We start from the raw sequence: 22,560 nt of genomic DNA, 5'->3' as shown, positions 1-22,560 counted from the left end.
TGACGGCTCAATTTGAGCAACCTAGAAGCCCACACTATGAAACTCAGCACCATTGCCATCACCTCTCTGCTTGCCTGTGCTTTCGCCTCAGGATCCACTTTTGCCGATCCCAAAGAGCCGGGAACAGAACAAGGTTACAGTACGATTGAAATCATGCAGCAGGGCGAGCCCGCCCAGCTCCATTGGGTCTCAGTGGAAGATATCGAGAATAGCCTAGAGGGCAAGCCCCCTATGGCCGTCGGCTTTGACATCGATGATACGGTACTCTTCAGCTCGCCGGGCTTCTACCGGGGCCAGCAAGAGTACTCTCCAAACGGTTACAGCTATCTGAAGAAACAACAGTTCTGGGACAAAATGAACTGTGAATGGGAAAAATTCAGCCTACCGAAGACCATCGGCCAGAAGCTGATCAGCATGCACCAAAAACGTGGTGACGATATTTACTTCATTACAGGTCGCTCCCCTTCCGCATGCGAAATATCGACTCAGTACCTCAAAGACACCTTCGGTATAGAGAACATGCACAAGGTGATTTTTGCCGGCTCGAGCAAAACCGAGTACACCAAAACCAAACACATCAAGGATCACAATATCAAGATGTACTACGGGGATTCCGACGGCGACATTATCTCGGCGCGGCAGGCCGGCGCAGAAGGCTTGCGGATTATGCGCAGCGCCAACTCAAGCTACAAACCCGTACCGCAAAATGGCATTTATGGGGAAAGAATCGTGGAGGACTCCCAATACTAGCCAAGCTGAATACCTGGCACAAAAAAAGCGCCCGAGGGCGCTTTTTCATTATCTTCGTAAGGTAAGAATTACTTCTTACGCTTAACCGCTTTTGCGTTCGGCAGGTCAGTGATTGAACCTTCGAAGACTTCAGCGGCAAGACCCACTGATTCGTGCAGTGTTGGGTGGGCGTGGATAGTCAGAGCGATATCCTCTGCATCACAGCCCATCTCGATCGCTAGACCGATTTCACCCAGTAGCTCACCACCGTTAGTACCAACGATTGCACCACCGATCACGCGGTGTGTGTCTTTGTCGAAGATCATCTTCGTCATACCGTCAGCACAGTCAGATGCGATTGCACGGCCAGATGCAGCCCAAGGGAAAGTCGCAACTTCGTAGTTGATGCCTTCCGCCTTCGCTTCTTTCTCGGTCTTACCAACCCATGCCACTTCTGGCTCAGTGTAAGCGATTGAAGGGATAACCTTAGGATCGAAGTAGTGCTTCTTGCCAGAGATAACCTCTGCCGCTACGTGGCCTTCATGCACGCCTTTGTGAGCGAGCATTGGCTGACCAACGATATCACCGATAGCATGGATGTGGGCAACGTTAGTACGCATCTGCTTGTCTACGTTGATGAAACCGCGCTCGTCAACTTCGATGCCCGCTTTCTCTGCGTCGATCAGCTTACCGTTTGGTACACGGCCGATAGCCACAAGCACTGCATCGTAACGAACTGGCTCGGCTGGTGCTTTCTTGCCTTCCATCGATACGTAGATGCCGTCTTCCTTCGCTTCAACCGCAGTAACTTTGGTTTCAAGCATCAGGTTGAATTTCTTCTCGATACGCTTGGTGAAGACCTTGATGATGTCTTTATCAGCAGCAGGGATCACCTGATCGAACATTTCCACCACATCGATCTGAGAACCCAGTGAGTGGTATACCGTACCCATTTCAAGGCCGATGATACCGCCGCCCATAACCAGCAGCTTCTCTGGAACTTCACGCAGCTCAAGTGCGTCCGTTGAATCCCAAATACGTGGATCTTCGTGCGGAATGAACGGCAGCTCGATTGGACGAGAACCGGCAGCAACGATCGCATTGTCGAAGTTTACGGTAGTCTGGCCGTCAGCACCTTCCACAACGATAGTATTAGGGCCGGTGAATTTACCGTAACCGTTAACCACGTTAACTTTACGCATCTTGGCCATACCGCCAAGACCGCCAGTCAGCTGGGTGATAACTTTGTCTTTCCACAGACGGATCTTGTTGATGTCTGTCTGAGGCTCGCCGAATACTACGCCGTGCTCGGCCATTGCTTTTGCTTCTTCGATAACTTTCGCAACGTGAAGCAGTGCTTTAGAAGGAATACAGCCAACGTTTAGACATACACCACCTAGGGTGTTGTATTTTTCGATCAGCACAGTGTCCAGACCCAAGTCTGCACAACGGAATGCTGCCGAGTAACCAGCAGGGCCTGAACCCAACACCACTACCTGGGCTTTAATTTCTTTACTCATCATGACCTCGTTGTAAGTCTTTTATCCCTAACAGGCGATGTATCTCGTCATCTACTTTATCTATCAGCCGGCTAACAAGTTTACAGAGGTGTTAACAAACTGAAAAGCAAATTGACATAGCCTGTGAGCTACCCAACACTTCCATGCCGAGTAGGCATGGAAGCGGGCAAGGAAACCTTAAAGTACCAGACGGCGAATATCAGACAGACACTCGTTCAGGTACGTAATGAAGCGTGCACCTTCCGCACCGTCAATCACACGGTGGTCGTATGACAGAGACAGTGGAAGCTGCAGGCGTGGTGCGAACTCTTTGCCGTTCCACACAGGCTTCATTTCAGACTTAGATACACCCAGGATACCAACTTCAGGAGCATTCACGATTGGAGTGAACGCCGTACCGCCGATACCACCTAGGCTTGAGATAGTGAAACAGCCACCCTGCATGTCAGCAGCAGTCAGCTTGCCAGCACGGGCTTTCTTCGATACTTCTGCCAGCTCAGCAGATAGCTCGTAGATGCCTTTCTTGTTCACGTCTTTGAAGACAGGAACAACTAGGCCGTTTGGCGTATCAACCGCGATACCTACGTTTACGTATTTCTTCAGGATCAGGCTCTCACCGTCTTCTGATAGAGAAGAGTTGAACGCAGGGAACGCTTCAAGAGACTTGGCAACAGCCTTCATGATGAACACTAGCGGAGTGATCTTCATGCCGGTGTCTTTCTTCGCTTCGATCGCGTTCTGCTCTTTGCGGAATGCTTCTAGCTCAGTGATGTCTGCGTTGTCCCACTGAGTAACGTGCGGGATCATTACCCAGTTACGGTGTAGGTTGGCACCAGAGATCTTCTTGATACGAGACAGTGGCTGAACTTCAGTTTCGCCGAACTTGCTGAAGTCCACTTTTGGCCAAGGTAGCAGGCCAAGAGCTGCACCGTCACCTTTGCCAGATGCCGCAGCACCAGACTCAAGGCGCTTAAGTGCTTCTTTAACGAAGTTCTGAACGTCTTCTTTCAGGATACGGTTCTTACGGCCAGTACCCTTAACCTTAGACAGGTTAACGCCGAACTCGCGAGCAAGACGGCGAACAACAGGAGACGCATGTGCGTATTCGTTGTTTTCCTGGAAGTCACCAGTTGAAGCAGGGGCTGCTGCCGCTGGAGCCGCAGGTGCTGCAACCGGAGCTGCTGCTGGAGCAGGTGCTGCTACTGGCGCTGCGACGGCTACCGGTGCTGCGCCCGCTACTTCAAATACCATGATCAGAGAGCCAGTAGACACTTTGTCACCAGTCGCGATCTTGATTTCTTTTACTTTACCGGCAAACGGTGCTGGTACTTCCATAGAAGCCTTGTCGCCTTCTACAGTGATCAGCGACTGCTCTTCTTCTACCATGTCGCCAACAGCAACCATAATTTCAGTCACTTCAACTTCGTCGCCACCGATATCCGGTACGTTCACTTCTTTGTCAGCCGCTGCCGCAGGTGCAGCTGCAACTGGTGCTTCGGCCGCTGCAGGTGCTGCTGGCGCAGAACCGGCTGTTTCGAAGATCATGATCAATGAGCCAGTCGATACTTTATCGCCCGCTGCCACTTTGATCTCTTTTAGAACACCAGCGAAAGGTGCTGGTACTTCCATAGAAGCCTTGTCGCCTTCAACCGTCAGAAGAGACTGCTCTTCTTCGATGCTGTCGCCAACTGCAACCATGATTTCGGTTACTTCAACTTCGTCACCACCGATATCTGGCACGTGTACTTCTTTCAGTTCAGCCGCCGCTGCTGCCGCTGGAGCTGCTACTGGAGCTGCTTCCGCCGCAGGAGCAGGTGCTGCAGCTGCAGCACCCTCGGCTTCGAAAATCATGATCAGAGAACCGGTTGAAACCTTGTCGCCTTCAGCGATTTTGATTTCTTTCACGATACCCGCCTGAGAAGCAGGTACTTCCATAGAAGCCTTGTCGCCTTCTACAGTGATCAGAGATTGCTCTTCTTCAACCTTGTCGCCAACGCTTACAAGGATCTCAGTTACTTCAACCTCATCCGCACCGATGTCAGGTACATTAATTTCGATTGCCATGTTTAATTTGCCTCTTACGCGTATAGCGGGTTGATCTTGTCAGCGTCGATGTTGAACTTAGCAATTGCCTCTGCAATTACTGATTTCTCAACGTCACCACGCTTCGCCAGTTCAGTCAGCGCAGCCACTACAACGTAGCCTGCATTCACTTCGAAGTGACGGCGTAGGTTCGCACGGCTGTCAGAGCGGCCGAAACCGTCAGTACCAAGTACCTTGTAAGACTCGGTCGGCATGAACGCACGTACTTGCTCAGCGTAGTTCTTCATGTAATCCGTCGCGGCGATTGCCGGCTCAGTACCCATCGCAGTTGTGATGTAAGGTACTTTCTGCTCAGCTTCAGGATGCAGCATGTTGTAACGCTCAGCATCTTGGCCGTCACGAGTCAGCTCGTTGAATGACGTTACAGAGAACACGTCAGACGCAATACCGTAATCGTCGCTCAGAATCTGCGCCGCTTTACGAACTTCGTTCATGATCGTACCAGAGCTCATCAGCTGAACCTTGGCCTTGTCACCAGCGTAAGACTCAAGCTTGTAGATACCCTTGCGGATGCCTTCCTCAGCGCCTTCTGGCATTGCTGGCATCGCGTAGTTTTCGTTCATTACTGTTAGGTAGTAATAAACGTTCTCTTGGTTTTCACCGTACATGCGACGGATGCCGTCTTGCATGATAACCGCTAGCTCGTAAGCGAACGTTGGATCGTAAGAGATACAGTTAGGTACAGTGTTCGCCATGATGTGTGAATGGCCATCTTCGTGCTGAAGACCTTCACCGTTTAGCGTTGTACGACCGGCTGTTGCGCCCAGTAGGAAACCACGCGCTTGCTGGTCACCTGCTAGCCATGCCATGTCGCCCACACGCTGGAAGCCGAACATTGAGTAGTAGATATAGAACGGGATCATCGGTAGATCGTTGGTGCTGTAAGATGTTGCAGCAGCCACCCAAGATGCCATTGAACCTAGTTCGTTGATACCTTCCTGAAGAACCTGGCCAGATGTTGCTTCTTTGTAGTAAGAAACGATACCTTTATCTTCTGGGGTGTATTCCTGGCCGTGCGGGTTGTAGATACCCACTTGACGGAACAGACCTTCCATACCGAACGTACGTGCTTCATCACAGATAATTGGTACGATGTTCTTACCAATATTCTTATCTTTTAGCAGGATGTTCAGCGTACGCACGTAAGCCATAGTAGTGGAGATTTCACGCTTCTGTTCAACCAACAGCGGTGCAAACTCTTCTAGCTCAGGTACTTTGAACTCTTGCGTGAACTTAGGCAGACGCTTAGGCGTGTAACCGTGCAGCGCGTTACGACGAGCATGTAGGTAGTTGTACTCTGCAGAGCCTTCTTCCAGCTTCAGGTAAGGCAGGCTCTTCACGTCTTCGTCAGATACTAGATCTTGCAGGCCTAGGCGGTCACGTAGGTGAAGAACATGCGTCATGTCCATTTTCTTCACGCCGTGTGCAATGTTCTTACCTTCAGCTGCATCGCCCATGCCGTAACCTTTTACGGTTTTAGCAAGGATAACTGTCGGCTTGCCGCCTGTTTCTTTTGCATTGTTGAACGCAGCAAACAGCTTAGAAGACTCATGACCACCACGCTTAAGCGCGAAGATTTCGTCATCGGTCATATCAGCAACCAACGCTGCCGTTTCAGGGTACTTACCAAAGAAGTGCTCACGAACATAAGCGCCGTCTTTAGATTTGAATGTCTGGTAGTCACCGTCGATAGTTTCGTTCATCAACTGAAGAAGTTTACCGGTAGTGTCTTTCGCTAGTAGCGCATCCCAGTTGTTACCCCAGATAACCTTAACCACATTCCAGCCAGCACCCTTGAATAGGCCTTCTAGCTCTTGGATGATCTTGCCGTTACCCATTACTGGGCCGTCAAGACGCTGTAGGTTACAGTTGATCAGGAAGCATAGGTTGTCCAGCTTCTCACGAGCAGCAAAAGAGATTGCACCGCGTGATTCTGGCTCATCCATCTCACCGTCGCCCAAGAACGCGTATACGCGCTGTGCCGAGGTGTCTTTCAGACCGCGACCTTCAAGGTACTTAAGGAAACGCGCTTGGTAGATAGCAGAGATTGGACCCAGACCCATAGATACGGTCGGGAACTGCCAGAACTCAGGCATTAGTTTAGGGTGCGGGTATGAAGGAATACCTTTACCGTCTACTTCTTGACGGAAGTTATCTAGCTGCTCTTCAGTTAGACGACCTTCAACAAACGCACGAGAATAGATCCCCGGAGAGATGTGGCCTTGGTAGTAAACCAAATCGCCGCCATCTACTTCATTTGGTGCACGGAAGAAATGGTTGAAACATACTTCGTAGAATGCAGATGCAGACTGGTAAGAAGCCATGTGGCCACCCAGATCCAAATCTTTCTTAGAAGCACGTAGTACGATCATGATTGCGTTCCAACGGATGATGGAACGAATACGACGCTCAAGCGTTGTGTCACCTGGGTATGCAGGCTCTTGTGCCGCTGGGATCGTATTGATGTAGTTAGTAGTTACGCCAGTGGCCATATCTACGCCATCTAGACGTGCTTTGTCCAATACTTGCTCTAGCAGGTACTGCGCGCGCTCTACACCTTCTTCACGAACGACTGATTCAAGGGCTGATAGCCACTCTTGAGTTTCCAGTACGTCCACGTCATTTTTCATGACTTCAGACATGCGATCTATCCTTTAGGTTGATAATCTACAAAACAATGTCGCGACTGTTTACTACCACTCTCGGCTTATATGAGGGGTATTAATCCAGCCCATCCATGCGTTGTTGAATCCGGCGAAGTGAGCGTTCACGTCGGCTCTCTTCACGTGACAAATCCAACAATGTTTCCTCGATATAAGCCAAGTGTGCATGCGATGCCTCCCGAGCCTTTATGGGCTCACCGGAAACAATCGCTTGGACAATGTTGGCTCGGTGGTGACGCACCTTCTCCACCACCTCTGGACGGCGGTTCAGGAGCTCAAAGTTTTGTAATACGTTTTGCTCCAGCAGCGGAGCCAAGCTCCGAACTATATGCAGCAGTACCACATTATGAGCGGACTCGGTGACCGCAATCAGGTACTGCATCACGGCGGCGGCCTCGGCCGGCAAATCGCCTTGCTGCTGGGCATCCCGGATCCGCTGATGGCAGTCACGAATCCGGTTGAAATCTTCGTTATTGCCGCGCAATGCGGCATAGTAGGCTGCCAGCCCTTCTAGGGCATGGCGTGACTCAAGTAGGTCAAATTGGGTTTCCGGGTTTCCGGCCAACAGCTCCAGCAGTGGTTCGGAAAAGCTCTGCCATAGCTTTTCCGTCACAAAGGTACCGCCACCCTGTCGACGGGTAAGCAGTTTGCGGGCTTCTAGACGCTGGATAGCTTCACGGACCGAAGGGCGAGACACATCGAACTGGCGCGCCAACTCACGCTCTGGCGGGAGTTGCTGACCCGGCGAGAGAATACCCTCGAGGATCAATCGCTCTACTTCCTGCTCGATGGCATCAGAGAGCTTAGGCTGGCGAATTCGTTTATAAGTCATTTGTTATTCTGTATTCGTTGTACTTATTTGTGGCTCGTAAATCCGTTGTGCGGATAATTGGTATTACCAATTTAACGATATGGAGAAAGTTTACAGAAATAATTGAGGATGTCCACCAACAACTTGACGGAAATCATGGAACAGGGGGGGATTTAACAAAAATTTCAAATAATGAAAACTTATTAAAACATTATAAATGTAAGCGCTGAACTGCGTTTACGGCTAAATAGAGGGTGAAAACATGCCTATGGTCTGACCAATAGCGACATGCATTCCCACCCATCATCTTTCTACCCGACCAATCTAACTGGTGGTTTATTCACCGTTATTATTCGCCAACAGGGATTTGTAATAACGCCAGTCAAATACCAAGCCAGGATCGGTCTTGCGCCCAGGGGCAATAAATTCGTGTCCGGTAATCCGGCTCATATCCATATGGGGGTAACGCGCGAGCAGCGCTTGAGTCAAAGCGACCAGTACTCGGTACTGGGCTTGGGTATAAGGGAGGGTGTCCGTTCCTTCCAGTTCGATACCAATTGAATAATCGTTGCATTTGTCCCGCCCGGCAAACTGAGATACACCGGCATGCCAAGCCCGACGATTAAACGGAACAAACTGAATAATATCCCCATTTCGCCGAATTAAACAGTGAGCAGAAACACGAAAACCGGAAATTAATGAAAAATATGGATGATCATCTGGGTTTAGCGTACCTGTAAAAAGCTGCTCGATGTAAGGGCCGCCAAATTGCCCCGGGGGCAAGCTGATATTGTGAACCACCAGCAAGGAAATATCGTCTTCATTCGACCGTTCATCGAAAAAGGGAGACAGTACATGTTTGGCGTTATCTAGCCAATGTTCTGGGTTTATGGTCAGCATGAAATAATCGGTAAAGCCGCAGTAAAGGAACCATCGAGCGATCCTTGTCAAAGCATCACGTCCTGTCAATGTGTTTGTCGATCTTGCCCTACTCTCGCGGTATTATCAGGGCGTTCAAAGGCAACGCCAGCTGAAATACTCCTTCTGTCCGTCTGCCTTTCCTACCACACCAACTAGGGATATGTCATGACTCAGATGGACACGAAACACGACAGCCAATCACGCTTCGAATACCTCATCCAACAACTTCCCGTTGATATTGCCCGTACGGTGGCCGATGCCCTACGCGAGGATCTCGGAGGCAGTGTTGATCCCACCCAAGATATTACCGCCAGCCTGATCCCGGCGGAAAACCGCAGCACAGCAACGATCATCACCCGTGAGCATGGGATCTTCTGCGGCCAAATGTGGGCTGATGAAGTATTCCGGCAGCTAGGCGGGGAAGCTCGCATTGACTGGCATGTCAAAGACGGTGATCAAGTAAGTCCTAACCAAATCCTGTGTACGCTGGAGGGCCCATCGCGGATCCTGTTGACCGGTGAACGCAATGCGATGAATTTCATTCAGACCCTATCGGGTTGCGCAACGACCACCGCCCAATATGTCAAACAGCTAGAAGGGACGAAGTGCCGCCTGCTTGATACCCGCAAGACCATCCCGGGCCTGCGCAGCGCCCTTAAATACGCCGTCGCCTGCGGGGGCGGTGCCAACCACAGGTTCGGGGTATTCGATGCCTACCTGATCAAGGAAAACCACATTATCGCCTGCGGCGGGATCCGTCAGGCCGTGGCTTCCGCCAAGCAGCTCCACCACGGCAAGCCGATAGAGGTCGAGACCGAAACCCTCGACGAACTGCAGCAGGCTATCGATGCTGGTGCAGATATCATCATGCTCGACAACTTCACCGCCGAGATGATGCGTGAGGCCGTCGCCCTCAATGCGGGCCGTGCGGCGCTGGAAAATTCCGGTAACGTCACCCTTGATACCATCCGCGAATATGCCCAAACAGGGGTCGACTATATTTCTGTCGGCGCACTGACCAAGCACCTAAAAGCCCTCGATCTCTCCATGCGCTTTAAATAAGCCGCATTCAGCCCACACGCTTTATCGGCGGACAGCAAAATATGAAGTCCGCCGAATAAATCCCTTTTGCACCTGTCCCCGCCCCAAAAATGGGGTGATTATTCCTTACTGATTTTACTCTCAGCATTTTTTCGTGTTTTCAATCGCAAAATAATATGCAATCAATGAGATATTTAGTTGATTATTTCAAACTACGCCGAGCAATTATTTTCATCTGATTCAGCGTGTTGCAGTATCAGCATATTCTTCTCGGACCAAACACTTTGCTTGTTTGCAACTTTGGAAATTTTTAAGGAAACGTAAAAATGAAATTAAAAGGACAAAAGGGTTTTACCCTGATCGAATTGATGATTGTCGTAGCAATCATCGGTATTATCTCTGCTTTTGCTATCCCAGCATACTCTGACTACACTCAGCGTACCCGCGTCGCTGGTGCTGTTACAGGTATTACAGGCTTTAAAACAGCAATAGCATTATGTGCTCAAGATCTAGGCACTCTAACTGGTTGTAACGCTGGTACAAACCAAATTCCAGCAGCCGTAGCCGCCGGTGATGCAGGGGCAACGATCTCTTATGTTGATAGTGTTGGTATAACAAATGGTGTAATTACAGTATCGTCAACAGGTGTACAAGACGATGGTACAACCAACCTTAATGTTGTATTAACTCCAACTATTGCTAACGGTGTTGTTCAATGGGATCTAACAGGTAATGGTTGTACTGTTGATGGCCGAAGCATTGATTGCTCAGGTAGCTAATGAACACCAACCTCGCCTCTATCCTGCAGCAAGCTGATTTAATCAGCCAGACGCAACACCAGCAGGTAGTGGATCTGGTTAATGCTGAGGGCACCCCCGTGCCCTCGGCGTTACTCCAACTGGGCATTATCGGCAGTAATGAGTTGGCCCGTCAGCTCGAATCCCTATTTGGACTGCCCTTGGTTGATGTTCACCACTACGACTATACCGAGTGCTGCAAAGCACTCAACCTGCGAGATCTGGTGCTGCGCCACAAAGTGCTGCCGCTCTATGTCAACGACAATACCCTGTTCGTCGGGCTCAGCGATCCCACCCGGATCGATGCACTGGACGAGTTTCGCTTTACCACCGGCAAAAATACCGAGCCGCTCCTGCTTGAGCACAAGCAGATGGACGCCGCCATTCGCCGTCTCTACGGCAGTGATATTGCAGGGATGCAGAACAACAAAGCGGGCCGCCAGGTCAGCGACGACGACCTGAGCGAATTGGTTGATTTGGCCGATGGTGAAACTGTCGATGAGGTGGCCGATATCAGTACCGATACCGCCCCAGTCAGCCGTTATATCAACCAGACCCTACTTGATGCGGTGCGTAAGAAAGCCTCGGATATCCATTTCGAACCTTATGAGGAAACTTACCGGATCCGCTTCCGCTGTGACGGGATCTTGCATCAGCATGCGACACCGCCGGCCAATTTGTCGCGCCGTTTATCGACCCGCCTCAAGGTCATGTCAAAACTCAATATTGCCGAGCGACGCCAGCCCCAAGATGGTCGGATCAAGCTTCGCCTGTCCGACACTGTTACCATTGACCTGCGGGTTTCCACCCTGCCGACGTTGTGGGGAGAAAAAATCGTCCTACGGATCCTCGATGGTACCAGTGCCACCTTGGATATCGACATTCTCGGCTATAATGCCAGCCAGAAACAGGCCTACCTTGATGCACTGAAAAAACCACAAGGGATGATCCTGATGACCGGACCGACCGGCAGCGGCAAAACCGTCTCTCTGTATACTGGTCTGAAAATTCTCAATACCGAAGAACGCAATATATCAACCGCCGAAGATCCGGTGGAAATCAACCTGCCGGGTATCAACCAGGTCCAAATAAAAAGCGCCATCGGGCTAGGCTTTGCCGATGCGCTGCGTTCATTCCTCCGTCAGGATCCGGATGTGGTCATGGTCGGCGAGATCCGTGACTTGGAAACTGGTGGTATCGCAGTAAAAGCGGCTCAAACCGGTCACTTGGTTCTCTCGACCTTGCATACCAACTCTGCCGCCGAGACCATCACCCGCCTCACCAATATGGGGATCGAGAACTTCAACTTGGCCTCCTCGCTGACCCTGATCATCGCCCAGCGCCTTGGACGGCGCCTCTGCCACCACTGCAAGCAACCTGACGATATCGACCCGTTTATCCGCGAGCAGCTTTCGATACCGCTCTCTGCCACTGTATTCAAAGCCGCCGAGCACGGCTGTGACGAATGCAACAAGGGCTACCTAGGCCGGGTCGGTATTTACGAGGTCATGCCGTTTAGCCGCGAATTGGCCGAAGCACTGATGCGCGGGGCAAGCACCATCGAGCTTGAACGCATTGCCGTCGAGCAAGGGATGCAGACCCTCAAGCATTCAGGGATCGAAAAACTGTGCGAGGGCACCACCAGCCTTCAGGAACTACAGCGGGTTATAAACCTTAGCTAGGAGATAACACGTGGATACGACCAGTAAAATCCGCTATTACCACTGGCGGGGCATCGGCCCGTCAGGCAAAAAGCTCTCAGGCATCACCCTTGGCTTCCAGGAACAGGAAGTACGCGCCAAGCTGACCGAGCAGATGATCCAAATCAAGAAGATCAAGCGCCGTCAGCCTTCAACATTGAGCAAGATCCGCAACCAGCTCAAGTCAACGGATATCACAACCATCACTCGCCAGTTAGCCACCATGCTTCACTCAGGAGTGCCAATTGTAATGGCACTCAAACTAATGTCCGACAGCCACAACAAGGCCGAGGGCCGTGCCACCTTGCAGCAAATCGCCAACCAAGTCGAATCGGGGGCCTCTTTAGCGCGTGCTTTGCGCACCAGCTCACCGCTATTTGACAACTTTTACTGTGACTTGGTCAGCACTGGTGAGCAAACCGGCCACTTAGCTGAAGTTTTCGAACGGCTTGCAACCTATCGTGAAAAGAATGAAGCGACACGCAAGAAGGTCATCAAGGCTTTAATCTATCCGACGATGGTCACCCTTACCGCAATAGCGGTCACTGTCCTCATGTTAGTTTTTGTAATCCCGCAATTCGCCTCCATATTTAAAAGTTTTGGGGCTGAGTTACCTTGGTTTACAAGGCAAATCATCAATATCTCTGAACTCTTAATCAGTTATGGTGCCTTCGTAGCTGCCGCACTCCTTATTTGCGGACTCTTATATCGACATAGTTATAAAAACTCCAAAATTATTCAACTACGTTCTCACAAAATACTTTTGCATATACCCATTATTGGTGGAGTAATGACTAAAGCCACTGTTGCCCGCTTTGCCCGGACCCTAGCGACAACCTTCAGTGCCGGCATTCCGCTACTAACCGGTCTTGAAGCTGCCGCCAAAACCTGTGGTAACCTATATATTGAAATGGCAGCGATGGAAGCCCACAAAAGCGCTGCTGCGGGAATGCCGCTTCATATCGCGATGCGCCAAAGCGAGGTCTTTCCCGAGCTAATACTGCAGATGACCATGATTGGTGAAGAATCCGGCTCACTCGATGAAATGCTCAATAAAATTGCGGCTTTGTATGAGAACGACGTTGATAATACGGTCGATAATTTAGGGAAAATTATCGAACCACTCATCATTGTCATTCTTGGTGGGCTTGTCGGAGGGCTGCTCGTGGCAATGTACCTGCCTATATTCAATTTAATGAGTGTCATTGGCTAATCATCAGCAATTACTGCACCTAAAGAAGCCGGAATCACCGGCTTCTTTTGTGCCTGTTATAGGATCTCCATTCCGAATCCCCTACAATAGCCTTGAACCTAATATGAGAGTACCTTCATGGATCTGCTGACGTTAACGCCTTGGATTTTCCCACTATTTGCTGCCATTTTCGGGCTGCTCATCGGCAGCTTCCTTAACGTTGTTATTTACCGCCTGCCCATTATGATGGAGCGCCAATGGAAGACCGACTGCGCCGAGTGCTTCCCGGAATTTGATGGCAGCGCTGCCACAACCAACCAAGAAACCTTCAATCTCAGCGTACCGCGTTCGCGCTGCCCAAGTTGCCAGCACCCTATCGGAATGCTGGAGAACATTCCCGTCATCAGTTGGCTGGTACTGAAGGGCCAGTGCAAACATTGCCATGCGAAAATCAGCGCCCGCTATCCGCTGGTCGAGGCTTTCACGGCCCTTGTCGCACTGACTGTCGCCATCATGCTACCGCCTTCTGAATGGGCACTTGCGGTACTTGGTTTCAGCTTCGCCCTGATCGCCCTGACCTTTATCGATATCGACAAGATGCTACTGCCCGATCAGATCACCCTGCCACTGATGTGGGCTGGCCTGCTGCTGGCCCTGCTCGGCTATTCGCCAGTTAGCCTAGAGGATGCGGTCATCGGTGCCATAGCCGGCTACCTGTCACTTTGGAGCGTCTATTGGGCCTTTAAATTGCTTACCGGCAAAGAAGGTATGGGATATGGGGACTTCAAACTGCTCGCGGCCTTGGGGGCCTGGCTTGGCTGGCAATTATTGCCGCTGGTTATCCTGCTCTCATCACTGGTCGGTGCGATTGCCGGGATCATTATTATGCGGCTCCAAGATACCGACAGCCAAACCCCGTTTTCATTTGGCCCCTACCTCGCCGTGGCCGGGTGGTTGGCGATGCTTTGGGGCCATGATCTGGTCAGCTGGTACCTGACATCCTTTTTTGGAGCCTAACCATGACGATGGTGATCGGACTAACCGGCGGGATCGGCAGCGGCAAAACGACCGTGGCCAACCTGTTTGCAGAATACGGCATCGATATCATTGATGCCGATGTCATTGCGCGAGATGTCGTTGCCCCAGGCTCTGCAGGGCTTAACGCGATAAAACAAAAACTTGGCTCTGACATCCTACTGACAGACGGCCAACTCAACCGTAGTAAATTACGCGATGCTATCTTCAATGACAGTAGCCTGAAATCATGGCTGGATAACTTACTGCATCCGCTGATCAGGGAAAAAATGCAGGCAGAAATCATAGCATCAACCGCCCCCTACTGCCTGCTCGTGGTACCGTTAATGGTCGAAAATAACCTCCAGCAGATGACGGACCGACTACTTGTGGTCGATGTCAGCGAAGAGGTACAGATCAGCCGTACGACGGCTCGCGATGGCGTATCGGCGGAGCAAGTCGTCAAGATACTCGCGGCACAGGCATCCCGCCAGCAGCGCCTTGACGTCGCGGATGATGTTATCTGCAATAATGGAGATGGTAGCAACCTGCGCGAAAAAACCGCCCAGTTGCACCAATACTACTTAGCGCTCGCGAAGAGCAATATCTGAACGGAATGAATCGGATTGTCACTATGCAAGTTAATCGTTACGAGCACCCGCTGAACGAAAAAGTCCGCATCTACCTGCGGCTGGAATACTTGATCCGCCAGATGAGCCATGCCGCCAAACTTACCGACCAATGGCAATATCAGGTATTCTTCCGCGCCCTGTTCGACTTGCTTGAGATCCTAGACCAAATCCAGCTCAAGGCCGAACTCGCCAAAGATCTCGACAAGCAGCGCGAAAAGCTCAAACAATGGCTCAATATCGAGGGGGTTGACCAAAATGCCCTGCTCGAACTGCTCGACTCACTGGAGTCAGCCCAGCACCAACTACTAAGTGCCAACCGTCTCGGTCAAGAACTCCGCGAAGACCGCTTTCTGGGCGGGATTAAACAACGCCTGTCGATCCCAGGGGGAAGCTGTTGCTTTGATTTGCCAGCACTGCACCACTGGCAGCACCTTCCTCTGGCCCACAAACAAAACGACATGCAAAATTGGCTGAACCAGATACAGGAACTCAGCCATGCACTGGGGCTATGGCTAAAACTGATCAGGGAATCAGGCCAGTTTTCACCACAAGTTGCACGTAGCGGCTTTTATCAGCACGAAGCCGAAGATGCCTGCCTGCTCCGTTTGGATATTTGCCCAAGCCATGGGGTTTACCCTATGATATCGGGTCACCGCAGTCGCTTTGCCATCCGCTTCTTGCCTTTCGAGGAAGGGGCCTGCATAGCAGAATGCATCGAATTCAAACTGGCTATCTGCTGAGGCTCGCCATGACACAAACCCAAAATCGCACGGCATCACCAACTATCGTCAAGTGCCCGACCTGTAAAACCGATGTAGTGTGGGGCGAGCAAAGCCCATTCCGTCCATTTTGCTGTAAACGCTGCCAGCTCATCGATCTGGGCGAATGGGCTGAAGAAGAGAAAGCAATCCCCGGGGCACCGGATATGTCCGATTCAGATGGCTGGTCGGAAGATATGGGCTACTAACCCAATCAGGGGGCAAGGAAAACCTCGCCCCTTATTTTTCGTTAACACACCGCGCCAACAATTTTTCCAATACGACATCATTCGCTTCGGGAAACGCATATTCATGTAGCCGCTCCAAAGCAACCCACTCGCCCGGCTGACCTTCTTTGCCGAACGCTTCCCCCTCAAATGCTTTGACCAAGAAAAAATCAAACTTCAATGCCTTGTCAGGGTAATCATGCTCCAATGCCATGAAGTGCTCGAGCTCTGTTGCCTCAATCCCCACCTCCTCGTGCAGTTCACGGATCACAGCCTGCTCAGCAGTTTCATCCTGTTCTACCTTGCCACCGGCAAACTCCCAAAAGCCGCCCTTGTGAGCCGATGCCGCCCGGCGGGTAATAAACACCTTATCCTGCGTTACGTTGAAAATAATTCCCGCAGAAATCCATACTTGCTTCTTATTCTGAACCACGCCAGCTCCAATTTCTTTCTCTTGGTTTCAAATAAACAAAAGGCCGCTTGCGCGGCCTTTTCATTGAGTCCCGGGTAAGATTAGTTAATCTTACCGTGGCACTGCTTGTATTTCTTGCCTGAACCACAAGGACACGGCTCATTGCGGCCAACCTTGCGTTCTTCACGATGATAAGGCTCTGCACCGTCCTCATCTTGGCTTTCATCGGCAATCTGGTTTTCGGCATTTTGATGCTGGAATTGCTGACGACGGGCAAGCTCTTCTGCCTGACGACGGCGCTCGGCTTCCATACGATCAACTTCTTCCTGCTGCTGCACGCGAACCTTGCTAAGAATAGCAATCACGTCAGCCTTCAGGCTTTCAAGCATCCCCTCAAACAGTTCAAACGACTCACGCTTGTACTCCTGCTTAGGGTTCTTCTGAGCGTAGCCACGCAGGTGAATACCCTGACGTAGATGATCCATCGCCGCCAAGTGTTCTTTCCATAGCGTATCAAGATTCTGCAGCATTACCGTCTTCTCGAAGTTGCGCAGTACAGGAGCACCAACAACCTCTTCTTTCTGGCGGTAAACAGCCACAGCCTGCTCAACAATACGTTCGCGCAGAGCTTCTTCGTACAGTTTCTCTTCGCTATCCAACCACTGCTGAATTGGCAGGTCCAGATCAAAATCCGACTTCAGACGATCTTCAAGGCCTGCGATATCCCACATTTCTTCCAGAGACTGTGGTGGGATATAGGCATCAATCAAATCATTAAACACATCTTCGCGGTTATGCTCGATCATATCGCTGATATCGTCAGCATTCATCAGCTCGTCGCGTAGCTCGTAAACCACCTTACGCTGGTCGTTGGCCACATCATCGAACTCAAGCAACTGCTTACGGATATCAAAGTTACGGCCTTCCACCTTGCGCTGGGCGTTCTCGATTGCCTTGGTCACCCATGGGTGCTCAATCGCTTCGCCTTCTTCCATACCCAGCTTCTTCATCATGTTAGAAACACGATCAGACGCAAAGATACGCATCAGGCCATCTTCCATCGACAGGTAGAAGCGTGATGAACCGGCATCACCCTGACGGCCTGAACGGCCACGGAGCTGGTTATCGATACGGCGTGATTCATGACGCTCGGTACCGATAATATGCAGGCCGCCCGACGCCAATACGGCATCATGGCGGACTTGCCAATCGGCTTTCAACTGAGCCAGTTGTTCTTCGGTTGGATTAACCAGTTTCTCAGCTTGTGACTTCCAAGAACCACCCAGCACGATGTCGGTACCACGACCGGCCATGTTAGTCGCAATGGTTACCGCGCCAGGAGCACCGGCTTCGGCAACAATATCGGCCTCACGTTCGTGGAACTTGGCGTTAAGCACTTCGTGCTTGATACCTTGCTTTTTCAGAGCACTAGAAAGCAACTCTGACTTTTCAATCGATACCGTACCAACCAATACAGGCTGGCCTTTTTCGACACGCTGTTTGATATCTTCGCTAATTGCCGCGAACTTCTCTAGTTCGGTCATATAAACCAAATCACCCATATCATCGCGGATCATCGGTTTATTGGTTGGCAATACCACGGTTTCCAGACCATAGATTGACTGGAATTCAAACGCTTCGGTATCAGCTGTACCTGTCATACCTGACAGTTTGGTATACAGGCGGAAGTAGTTCTGGAAGGTAATCGAAGCCAGCGTCTGGTTCTCGTTCTGGATCTTCACGCCTTCTTTAGCTTCAACAGCCTGATGCAGGCCTTCAGACCAACGGCGGCCAGGCATTGTACGGCCAGTGTGTTCGTCAACGATGATCACCTCATCGTCCTTCACGATATAGTCGACATCGCGCTCGAACAGCACATGCGCGCGCAGGGCGGCATTGATATGGTGCAACAAACTGATGTTGGCAGGAGAATACAGGGTATCGTCCTCTTCCATCATCTTGTGCTGCTTCATCAGTTCCTCGACGAACTCCTGGCCATTTTCAGTCAGGTGGACCTGCTTGGATTTCTCGTCAAGGGTATAGTGGCCTTCGCCACGGTATTCTTCGCTGTCTTCCTTATCCTGCTTAACCAGCTGCGGGATCAGGGTGTTGATCTTGATATACAGCTCAGAGCTGTCTTCGGCCGGGCCGGAAATGATCAGCGGCGTACGGGCCTCATCGATAAGGATCGAGTCCACCTCATCGACCACAGCAAAGAAACGCTCACGCTGTACACGGTCTTCCGGACGGAAAGCCATATTATCGCGCAGGTAGTCAAAACCGAATTCGTTGTTAGTGCCGTACAGAACGTCGGCGGCATAGGCTTCTTTCTTCGCCTGCGGGGCCATATTCGGTACGTTGATCCCGACGGTCATACCGAGGAATTCAAAGAGTGGGCGGTTGGTTTCCGCATCGCGGGCTGCAAGGTAGTCGTTCACGGTAACAATGTGAACACCTTTACCAGTCAACGCATTAAGATAAGCTGGCAGGGTTGCGGTCAAGGTTTTACCTTCACCAGTACGCATCTCAGCGATTTGGCAGTTGTTCAGTACCATACCGCCAATCAGCTGGACATCAAAGTGACGCATGCCGTATACGCGCTTCGACGCTTCACGAACCGTTGCAAATGCTTCAGGTAGCAGCTGGTCAAGGTTTTCACCTTGCTCAAGGCGCTCACGAAACTCTACGGTTTTTGCCTTCAGTTCTTCGTCCTGCAGGCTTTCAAACTGCGGTTCAAGTTTGTTGATCTGGTCAACAATTTTGCGCATACGACGCAGAGTGCGGTCGTTACGGCTACCGATAATTTTTGTCAGTAGTTTTGATAACATGGCGTTGCCGTTTTCTCTTTGTTGTTTCAGCAAAATATCGCTGAATTGCTTAATCTGAATGTTTCTACCGGGTCATAACCAGCATGCAATGTGCAGCCAGGTATATCATCCCTGTCCCGTACTCAGCTACCACGATGTGGCGACGGAAACTCATGCGAAAAACAGTGTTAATGAAGATATTGTGCCCCTTGGCACCATTTTCAAGGGAAAAATGAAACTAACCCTGTTTTTCGGCCAGGCAGCCCATCGTCAGAGCCCGATACCGTGGCTTTTGGCTAGACCTTAGCCACTGCACCCCCAAGCCTGTTATAATAAGCCATATTAATGGTGTCGCCTATGATTAATCCCCTAGCAGGGTTTACCATATACGAAAAATTAGAGCTCACTCCTTATTTTTTATAGCGAGAAATCCCCAAGACATGCGTGACCACCGCCCCAAACCAACAACCGATTTGCTTGATGACAGCTCCCTCGGAAATATCCAGCAGCGGGCTATCGCACTGAGCAAACTCGACAAAGCGGTCAAACAGCACCTGAACTGTGCCGACCACTGCCGAGTAAGCAACTACCGTCAGGGCGTACTGGTTATTGAAACAGCCTCCGCGGCCTGGTCGATGCGGCTCAATTACGAGCGGCTCAATTTGTTACGTACTCTACGGGAAAACATACTGCCGAACCTGGTTACCATCGAGGTAAAAGTAAATCCGGCATTGGCAGCCATCGCCCCTGAATACAAACCGAAATCGCCGGCGATCCGCCGCAAACCCCTTACCGCCAAGGCGGCCGGTTACCTATTGCAAACAGCTGACAGTGCGCCTGAAAAAATAAAACGCAGGCTTGAGCGTATTGCAGCCTTGGCGGCGGACAAACGTAACGACGAAACGTCGTAGCACCACTCTCGCTTTACCCCCAACAAAGACAAACAACCAAAAAAAACGCCGGACAATGTCCGGCGTTTTTTATAATTCTGTGACTGGCACTTAAGCCAACACCATACCTGGCTGAGCAAAAGTAACAGGTACCTGCTGCTCATCCTCAAAGGTTGACCACTCATAGGCTTCCTGATCAGCCAATACTGCACGAAGCAGCTTGTTGTTCAGGGCATGGCCCGATTTGTATGCCACCATTTCACCAATAATGTTATGACCGCACATGTATAGGTCGCCGATCGCATCGAGCACCTTGTGAGTCACCAACTCATTGTCAAAACGCAAACCCTCGTCATTCAGGATACGGTAATCATCCAGAACGATAGCGTTATCAAAGCTGCCACCCAGAGCCAAATTCTGTGACTGGAGGTACTCAATATCGCGCATAAACCCAAAGGTACGAGCGCGGCTAATGTCTTTGACAAACGACTGGCTTGAAAAATCTACCACCAAGCGCTGTTGTTCGGCATCAATCGCTGGGTGGTTAAATTCAATGGCAAAGTCCAGACGAAAACCATTGTGTGGACGAAGCTCGGCCCACTTGTCTCCGTCTTCGACACGCACGGTTTTCTTGATCCGCAGAAAACGCTTAGGCATATTCAGAGGATCAATACCGGCTGATTGCAACAGGTAAATAAATGGGCTGGCGCTACCGTCCATAATCGGAATTTCCGGTGCATCCACCTCGATAATAACATTATCGATACCCATACCTGCCAACGCAGCATTCAAGTGCTCAACCGTTGAGATGCGTACACCCTCCTCGTTCACCAAGGCGGTACATAGCATAGTGTCACGCACTGAATCGGCGTCTGCAGGAAAATCAACAGGTGGATTCAAGTCTGTACGACGGTAAATAACACCAGTGTTAGCTGCAGCAGGACGAAGAATAAGCGTCACCTTACGGCCCGAGTGCAAACCCACCCCGGTCGTCTTGACGATGCTTTTCAAAGTACGTTGTCTGATCATCTGCTTAATCTCAACTCAAATTTGCCGAATGCTGGCCCTTGCCTCTGTATAAAATTAAGGCAAGGACAAACATCATACCACTTTGACACATGTTTCCCAAATAATTTGCGAAACAGGTCACTGTTAGTCGGCTTGTTTACGCAAGAATGCTGGAATATCCAGATAGTCATGATCAGCTTGTGGCTTCGCCTTGGCAACGGCTTGCGCGTTGTCTGCAACAGGTGCCGACTGCGTCATCGGAGCAGGCTTGCTCTCTTCCGCTACCGGAGCTGCAACAACCGGCTTTTCCTGTGCCACAGCTGGCGCAGGTTTGCTTGTTGTCACAAGCGTGATATCAGGCTTTGACTCTTTGCCAATACCTGTTGCCACAACAGTAACCCGTAGCTCGTCAGACATATCAGGGTCAAGCGAAGTACCGATAACCACAGTCGCGTTGTCAGACGCGAACGCCTTAACGGTGTTACCCACGGTTTCGAACTCGTCAAGACGCATATCCATACCCGCCGTGATGTTAACCAGCACGCCGCGAGCACCAGCAAGATCGATATCTTCAAGCAGCGGGCTTGAAATTGCCATCTCAGCCGCTTCTTCAGCACGATCATCACCCGTTGCGACACCGCTACCCATCATGGCATGACCCATCTCAGACATCACGGTACGAACGTCAGCAAAGTCGACGTTGATCATACCCGGACGGGTGATCAGCTCGGCGATGCCCTGCACGGCGTTCTTCAGCACGTCGTTTGCCTTGGCAAAAGCGTCCAGCAACGTAATGCCGCGACCCAATACCTTGAGCAGCTTTTCGTTAGGGATAGTGATCAGAGAGTCAACATGCTTTGACAGCTCTTCAATGCCCTGCTCGGCAAACGCCATGCGTTTTTTGCCTTCGAAGCTAAATGGCTTGGTGACCACCGCTACCGTCAGGATACCCAGCTCTTTTGCCACTTCGGCAATGATTGGCGCTGCACCGGTACCGGTACCGCCGCCCATACCAGCAGCAATGAAAATCATATCTGAGCCTTGAAGCTCAGCTTTGATCGCCTCGCGATCTTCGAGCGCCGAATCACGGCCAACCTGTGGGTTGGCACCGGCACCCAATCCTTTGGTGATTGCGCCACCAATTTGGATTACCGTGTTGACGCTACTTTTACGAAGCGCCTGAGCATCAGTGTTAACGCTGATGAACTCAACCCCTTCAATTGACTCACGTACCATGTGATCAACGGCATTACCACCGCCGCCGCCAACGCCAATGACCTTGATTACTGCCTCATCAGACATTTCCATCATCGGTTCAAACATGTGTTCTCTCCG

The 22,560-nt window shown here is 50.9% G+C and carries 19 protein-coding genes; 10 read left to right on the top strand and 9 right to left on the bottom strand.

Annotated elements, in window-relative coordinates:
* Positions 1–36: 36 nt before the first annotated feature.
* On the top strand, positions 37–750 hold the full coding sequence (gene aphA, locus ABT56_RS09330; protein ID WP_047878613.1) for an acid phosphatase AphA: 714 nt from the start codon (positions 37–39) through the stop codon (positions 748–750).
* A gap of 68 nt (positions 751–818) precedes the next feature.
* On the opposite strand, the gene lpdA is transcribed toward aphA, so the two are convergent.
* From lpdA to ampD, 5 genes are all read right to left on the bottom strand, one after another.
* Positions 819–2,249: a dihydrolipoyl dehydrogenase gene (lpdA, locus tag ABT56_RS09325; protein WP_047878612.1), complete on the bottom strand. Its 1,431-nt coding sequence runs from the start codon at positions 2,247–2,249 to the stop codon at positions 819–821.
* 177 nt (positions 2,250–2,426) lie between these two features.
* Positions 2,427–4,313, bottom strand: coding sequence for a pyruvate dehydrogenase complex dihydrolipoyllysine-residue acetyltransferase (gene aceF, locus ABT56_RS09320; protein ID WP_047878611.1), 1,887 nt, complete (start codon positions 4,311–4,313; stop codon positions 2,427–2,429).
* A gap of 14 nt (positions 4,314–4,327) precedes the next feature.
* Complete coding sequence (gene aceE, locus ABT56_RS09315) at positions 4,328–6,994, bottom strand: pyruvate dehydrogenase (acetyl-transferring), homodimeric type (protein ID WP_047878610.1); 2,667 nt, start codon at positions 6,992–6,994, stop codon at positions 4,328–4,330.
* 79 nt (positions 6,995–7,073) lie between these two features.
* A complete protein-coding gene (gene pdhR, locus ABT56_RS09310; protein ID WP_047878609.1) occupies positions 7,074–7,847 on the bottom strand; it encodes a pyruvate dehydrogenase complex transcriptional repressor PdhR in 774 nt (257 codons plus the stop codon).
* Between the two features lie 315 nt (positions 7,848–8,162).
* Positions 8,163–8,726, bottom strand: coding sequence for a 1,6-anhydro-N-acetylmuramyl-L-alanine amidase AmpD (gene ampD, locus ABT56_RS09305; protein ID WP_047878608.1), 564 nt, complete (start codon positions 8,724–8,726; stop codon positions 8,163–8,165).
* A gap of 195 nt (positions 8,727–8,921) precedes the next feature.
* On the opposite strand from ampD, the gene nadC reads away from it, so the two are divergent.
* The 8 genes from nadC to yacG all read left to right on the top strand — a co-directional run bounded on the left by nadC (position 8,922) and on the right by yacG (position 16,090).
* A complete protein-coding gene (nadC, locus tag ABT56_RS09300; protein ID WP_047878672.1) occupies positions 8,922–9,809 on the top strand; it encodes a carboxylating nicotinate-nucleotide diphosphorylase in 888 nt (295 codons plus the stop codon).
* Positions 9,810–10,114: 305 nt separating this feature from the next.
* Entirely contained in the window at positions 10,115–10,567 is a 453-nt protein-coding gene (locus ABT56_RS09295) for a pilin (RefSeq protein WP_047878607.1), read from the top strand.
* Entirely contained in the window at positions 10,567–12,267 is a 1,701-nt protein-coding gene (gene pilB, locus ABT56_RS09290; protein WP_047878606.1) for a type IV-A pilus assembly ATPase PilB, read from the top strand. Before ABT56_RS09295 ends, pilB begins: the two co-directional genes overlap by 1 nt.
* Before the next feature lie 10 nt (positions 12,268–12,277).
* Positions 12,278–13,498, top strand: coding sequence for a type II secretion system F family protein (locus ABT56_RS09285; protein WP_047878605.1), 1,221 nt, complete (start codon positions 12,278–12,280; stop codon positions 13,496–13,498).
* A gap of 117 nt (positions 13,499–13,615) precedes the next feature.
* Entirely contained in the window at positions 13,616–14,494 is an 879-nt protein-coding gene (locus tag ABT56_RS09280; RefSeq protein ID WP_047878604.1) for a prepilin peptidase, read from the top strand.
* Positions 14,495–14,496: 2 nt separating this feature from the next.
* The gene (gene coaE, locus ABT56_RS09275; RefSeq protein WP_047878603.1) at positions 14,497–15,102 is read left to right on the top strand and encodes a dephospho-CoA kinase; all 606 of its coding nucleotides are present in this window, start codon (positions 14,497–14,499) and stop codon (positions 15,100–15,102) included.
* A gap of 23 nt (positions 15,103–15,125) precedes the next feature.
* A complete protein-coding gene (gene zapD, locus ABT56_RS09270) occupies positions 15,126–15,863 on the top strand; it encodes a cell division protein ZapD (RefSeq protein WP_047878602.1) in 738 nt (245 codons plus the stop codon).
* An 8-nt stretch (positions 15,864–15,871) separates the two neighbouring features.
* Positions 15,872–16,090: a DNA gyrase inhibitor YacG gene (gene yacG / locus ABT56_RS09265; protein ID WP_047878601.1), complete on the top strand. Its 219-nt coding sequence runs from the start codon at positions 15,872–15,874 to the stop codon at positions 16,088–16,090.
* 31 nt (positions 16,091–16,121) lie between these two features.
* Here yacG and mutT read toward each other — a convergent pair whose 3' ends face one another.
* Together mutT and secA are read right to left on the bottom strand one after the other, a co-directional pair.
* Positions 16,122–16,541: an 8-oxo-dGTP diphosphatase MutT gene (mutT, locus tag ABT56_RS09260; RefSeq protein ID WP_047878600.1), complete on the bottom strand. Its 420-nt coding sequence runs from the start codon at positions 16,539–16,541 to the stop codon at positions 16,122–16,124.
* An 80-nt stretch (positions 16,542–16,621) separates the two neighbouring features.
* A complete protein-coding gene (secA, locus tag ABT56_RS09255; RefSeq protein WP_047878599.1) occupies positions 16,622–19,348 on the bottom strand; it encodes a preprotein translocase subunit SecA in 2,727 nt (908 codons plus the stop codon).
* Positions 19,349–19,767: 419 nt separating this feature from the next.
* Between secA and ABT56_RS09250 the strand changes: the two genes are divergently transcribed.
* Positions 19,768–20,238: a DUF721 domain-containing protein gene (locus ABT56_RS09250; protein ID WP_047878598.1), complete on the top strand. Its 471-nt coding sequence runs from the start codon at positions 19,768–19,770 to the stop codon at positions 20,236–20,238.
* Positions 20,239–20,328: 90 nt separating this feature from the next.
* Here the strand turns inward: ABT56_RS09250 and lpxC are convergent, their stop codons facing one another.
* Positions 20,329–21,246 carry a UDP-3-O-acyl-N-acetylglucosamine deacetylase gene (lpxC, locus tag ABT56_RS09245; RefSeq protein WP_047878597.1) on the bottom strand — a complete coding sequence of 306 codons (918 nt, stop codon included), beginning with the start codon at positions 21,244–21,246 and terminating at the stop codon, positions 20,329–20,331.
* Positions 21,247–21,369: 123 nt separating this feature from the next.
* Complete coding sequence (ftsZ, locus tag ABT56_RS09240) at positions 21,370–22,548, bottom strand: cell division protein FtsZ (protein ID WP_047878596.1); 1,179 nt, start codon at positions 22,546–22,548, stop codon at positions 21,370–21,372.
* Between the last annotated feature and the right edge of the window lie 12 nt (positions 22,549–22,560).

Source organism: Photobacterium aquae (assembly GCF_001029445.1).
Lineage (GTDB): Bacteria > Pseudomonadota > Gammaproteobacteria > Enterobacterales > Vibrionaceae > Photobacterium > Photobacterium aquae.
The sequence above is the reverse complement of the archived record's forward strand: the minus strand, read 5'-3'. Positions and strand labels throughout refer to the sequence as shown.

Excerpts from the sequence above, each read along its gene's own strand:
- aphA (WP_047878613.1), top strand. The coding sequence starts at position 37 with ATGAAACTCAGCACCATTGCCATCACCTCTCTGCTTGCCTGTGCTTTC.
- lpdA (WP_047878612.1), bottom strand. The coding sequence starts at position 2,249 with ATGAGTAAAGAAATTAAAGCCCAGGTAGTGGTGTTGGGTTCAGGCCCT.
- aceF (WP_047878611.1), bottom strand. The coding sequence starts at position 4,313 with ATGGCAATCGAAATTAATGTACCTGACATCGGTGCGGATGAGGTTGAA.
- aceE (WP_047878610.1), bottom strand. The coding sequence starts at position 6,994 with ATGTCTGAAGTCATGAAAAATGACGTGGACGTACTGGAAACTCAAGAG.
- pdhR (WP_047878609.1), bottom strand. The coding sequence starts at position 7,847 with ATGACTTATAAACGAATTCGCCAGCCTAAGCTCTCTGATGCCATCGAG.
- ampD (WP_047878608.1), bottom strand. The coding sequence starts at position 8,726 with ATGCTGACCATAAACCCAGAACATTGGCTAGATAACGCCAAACATGTA.
- nadC (WP_047878672.1), top strand. The coding sequence starts at position 8,922 with ATGGACACGAAACACGACAGCCAATCACGCTTCGAATACCTCATCCAA.
- ABT56_RS09295 (WP_047878607.1), top strand. The coding sequence starts at position 10,115 with ATGAAATTAAAAGGACAAAAGGGTTTTACCCTGATCGAATTGATGATT.
- pilB (WP_047878606.1), top strand. The coding sequence starts at position 10,567 with ATGAACACCAACCTCGCCTCTATCCTGCAGCAAGCTGATTTAATCAGC.
- ABT56_RS09280 (WP_047878604.1), top strand. The coding sequence starts at position 13,616 with ATGGATCTGCTGACGTTAACGCCTTGGATTTTCCCACTATTTGCTGCC.
- coaE (WP_047878603.1), top strand. The coding sequence starts at position 14,497 with ATGACGATGGTGATCGGACTAACCGGCGGGATCGGCAGCGGCAAAACG.
- zapD (WP_047878602.1), top strand. The coding sequence starts at position 15,126 with ATGCAAGTTAATCGTTACGAGCACCCGCTGAACGAAAAAGTCCGCATC.
- yacG (WP_047878601.1), top strand. The coding sequence starts at position 15,872 with ATGACACAAACCCAAAATCGCACGGCATCACCAACTATCGTCAAGTGC.
- secA (WP_047878599.1), bottom strand. The coding sequence starts at position 19,348 with ATGTTATCAAAACTACTGACAAAAATTATCGGTAGCCGTAACGACCGC.
- ABT56_RS09250 (WP_047878598.1), top strand. The coding sequence starts at position 19,768 with ATGCGTGACCACCGCCCCAAACCAACAACCGATTTGCTTGATGACAGC.
- lpxC (WP_047878597.1), bottom strand. The coding sequence starts at position 21,246 with ATGATCAGACAACGTACTTTGAAAAGCATCGTCAAGACGACCGGGGTG.
- ftsZ (WP_047878596.1), bottom strand. The coding sequence starts at position 22,548 with ATGTTTGAACCGATGATGGAAATGTCTGATGAGGCAGTAATCAAGGTC.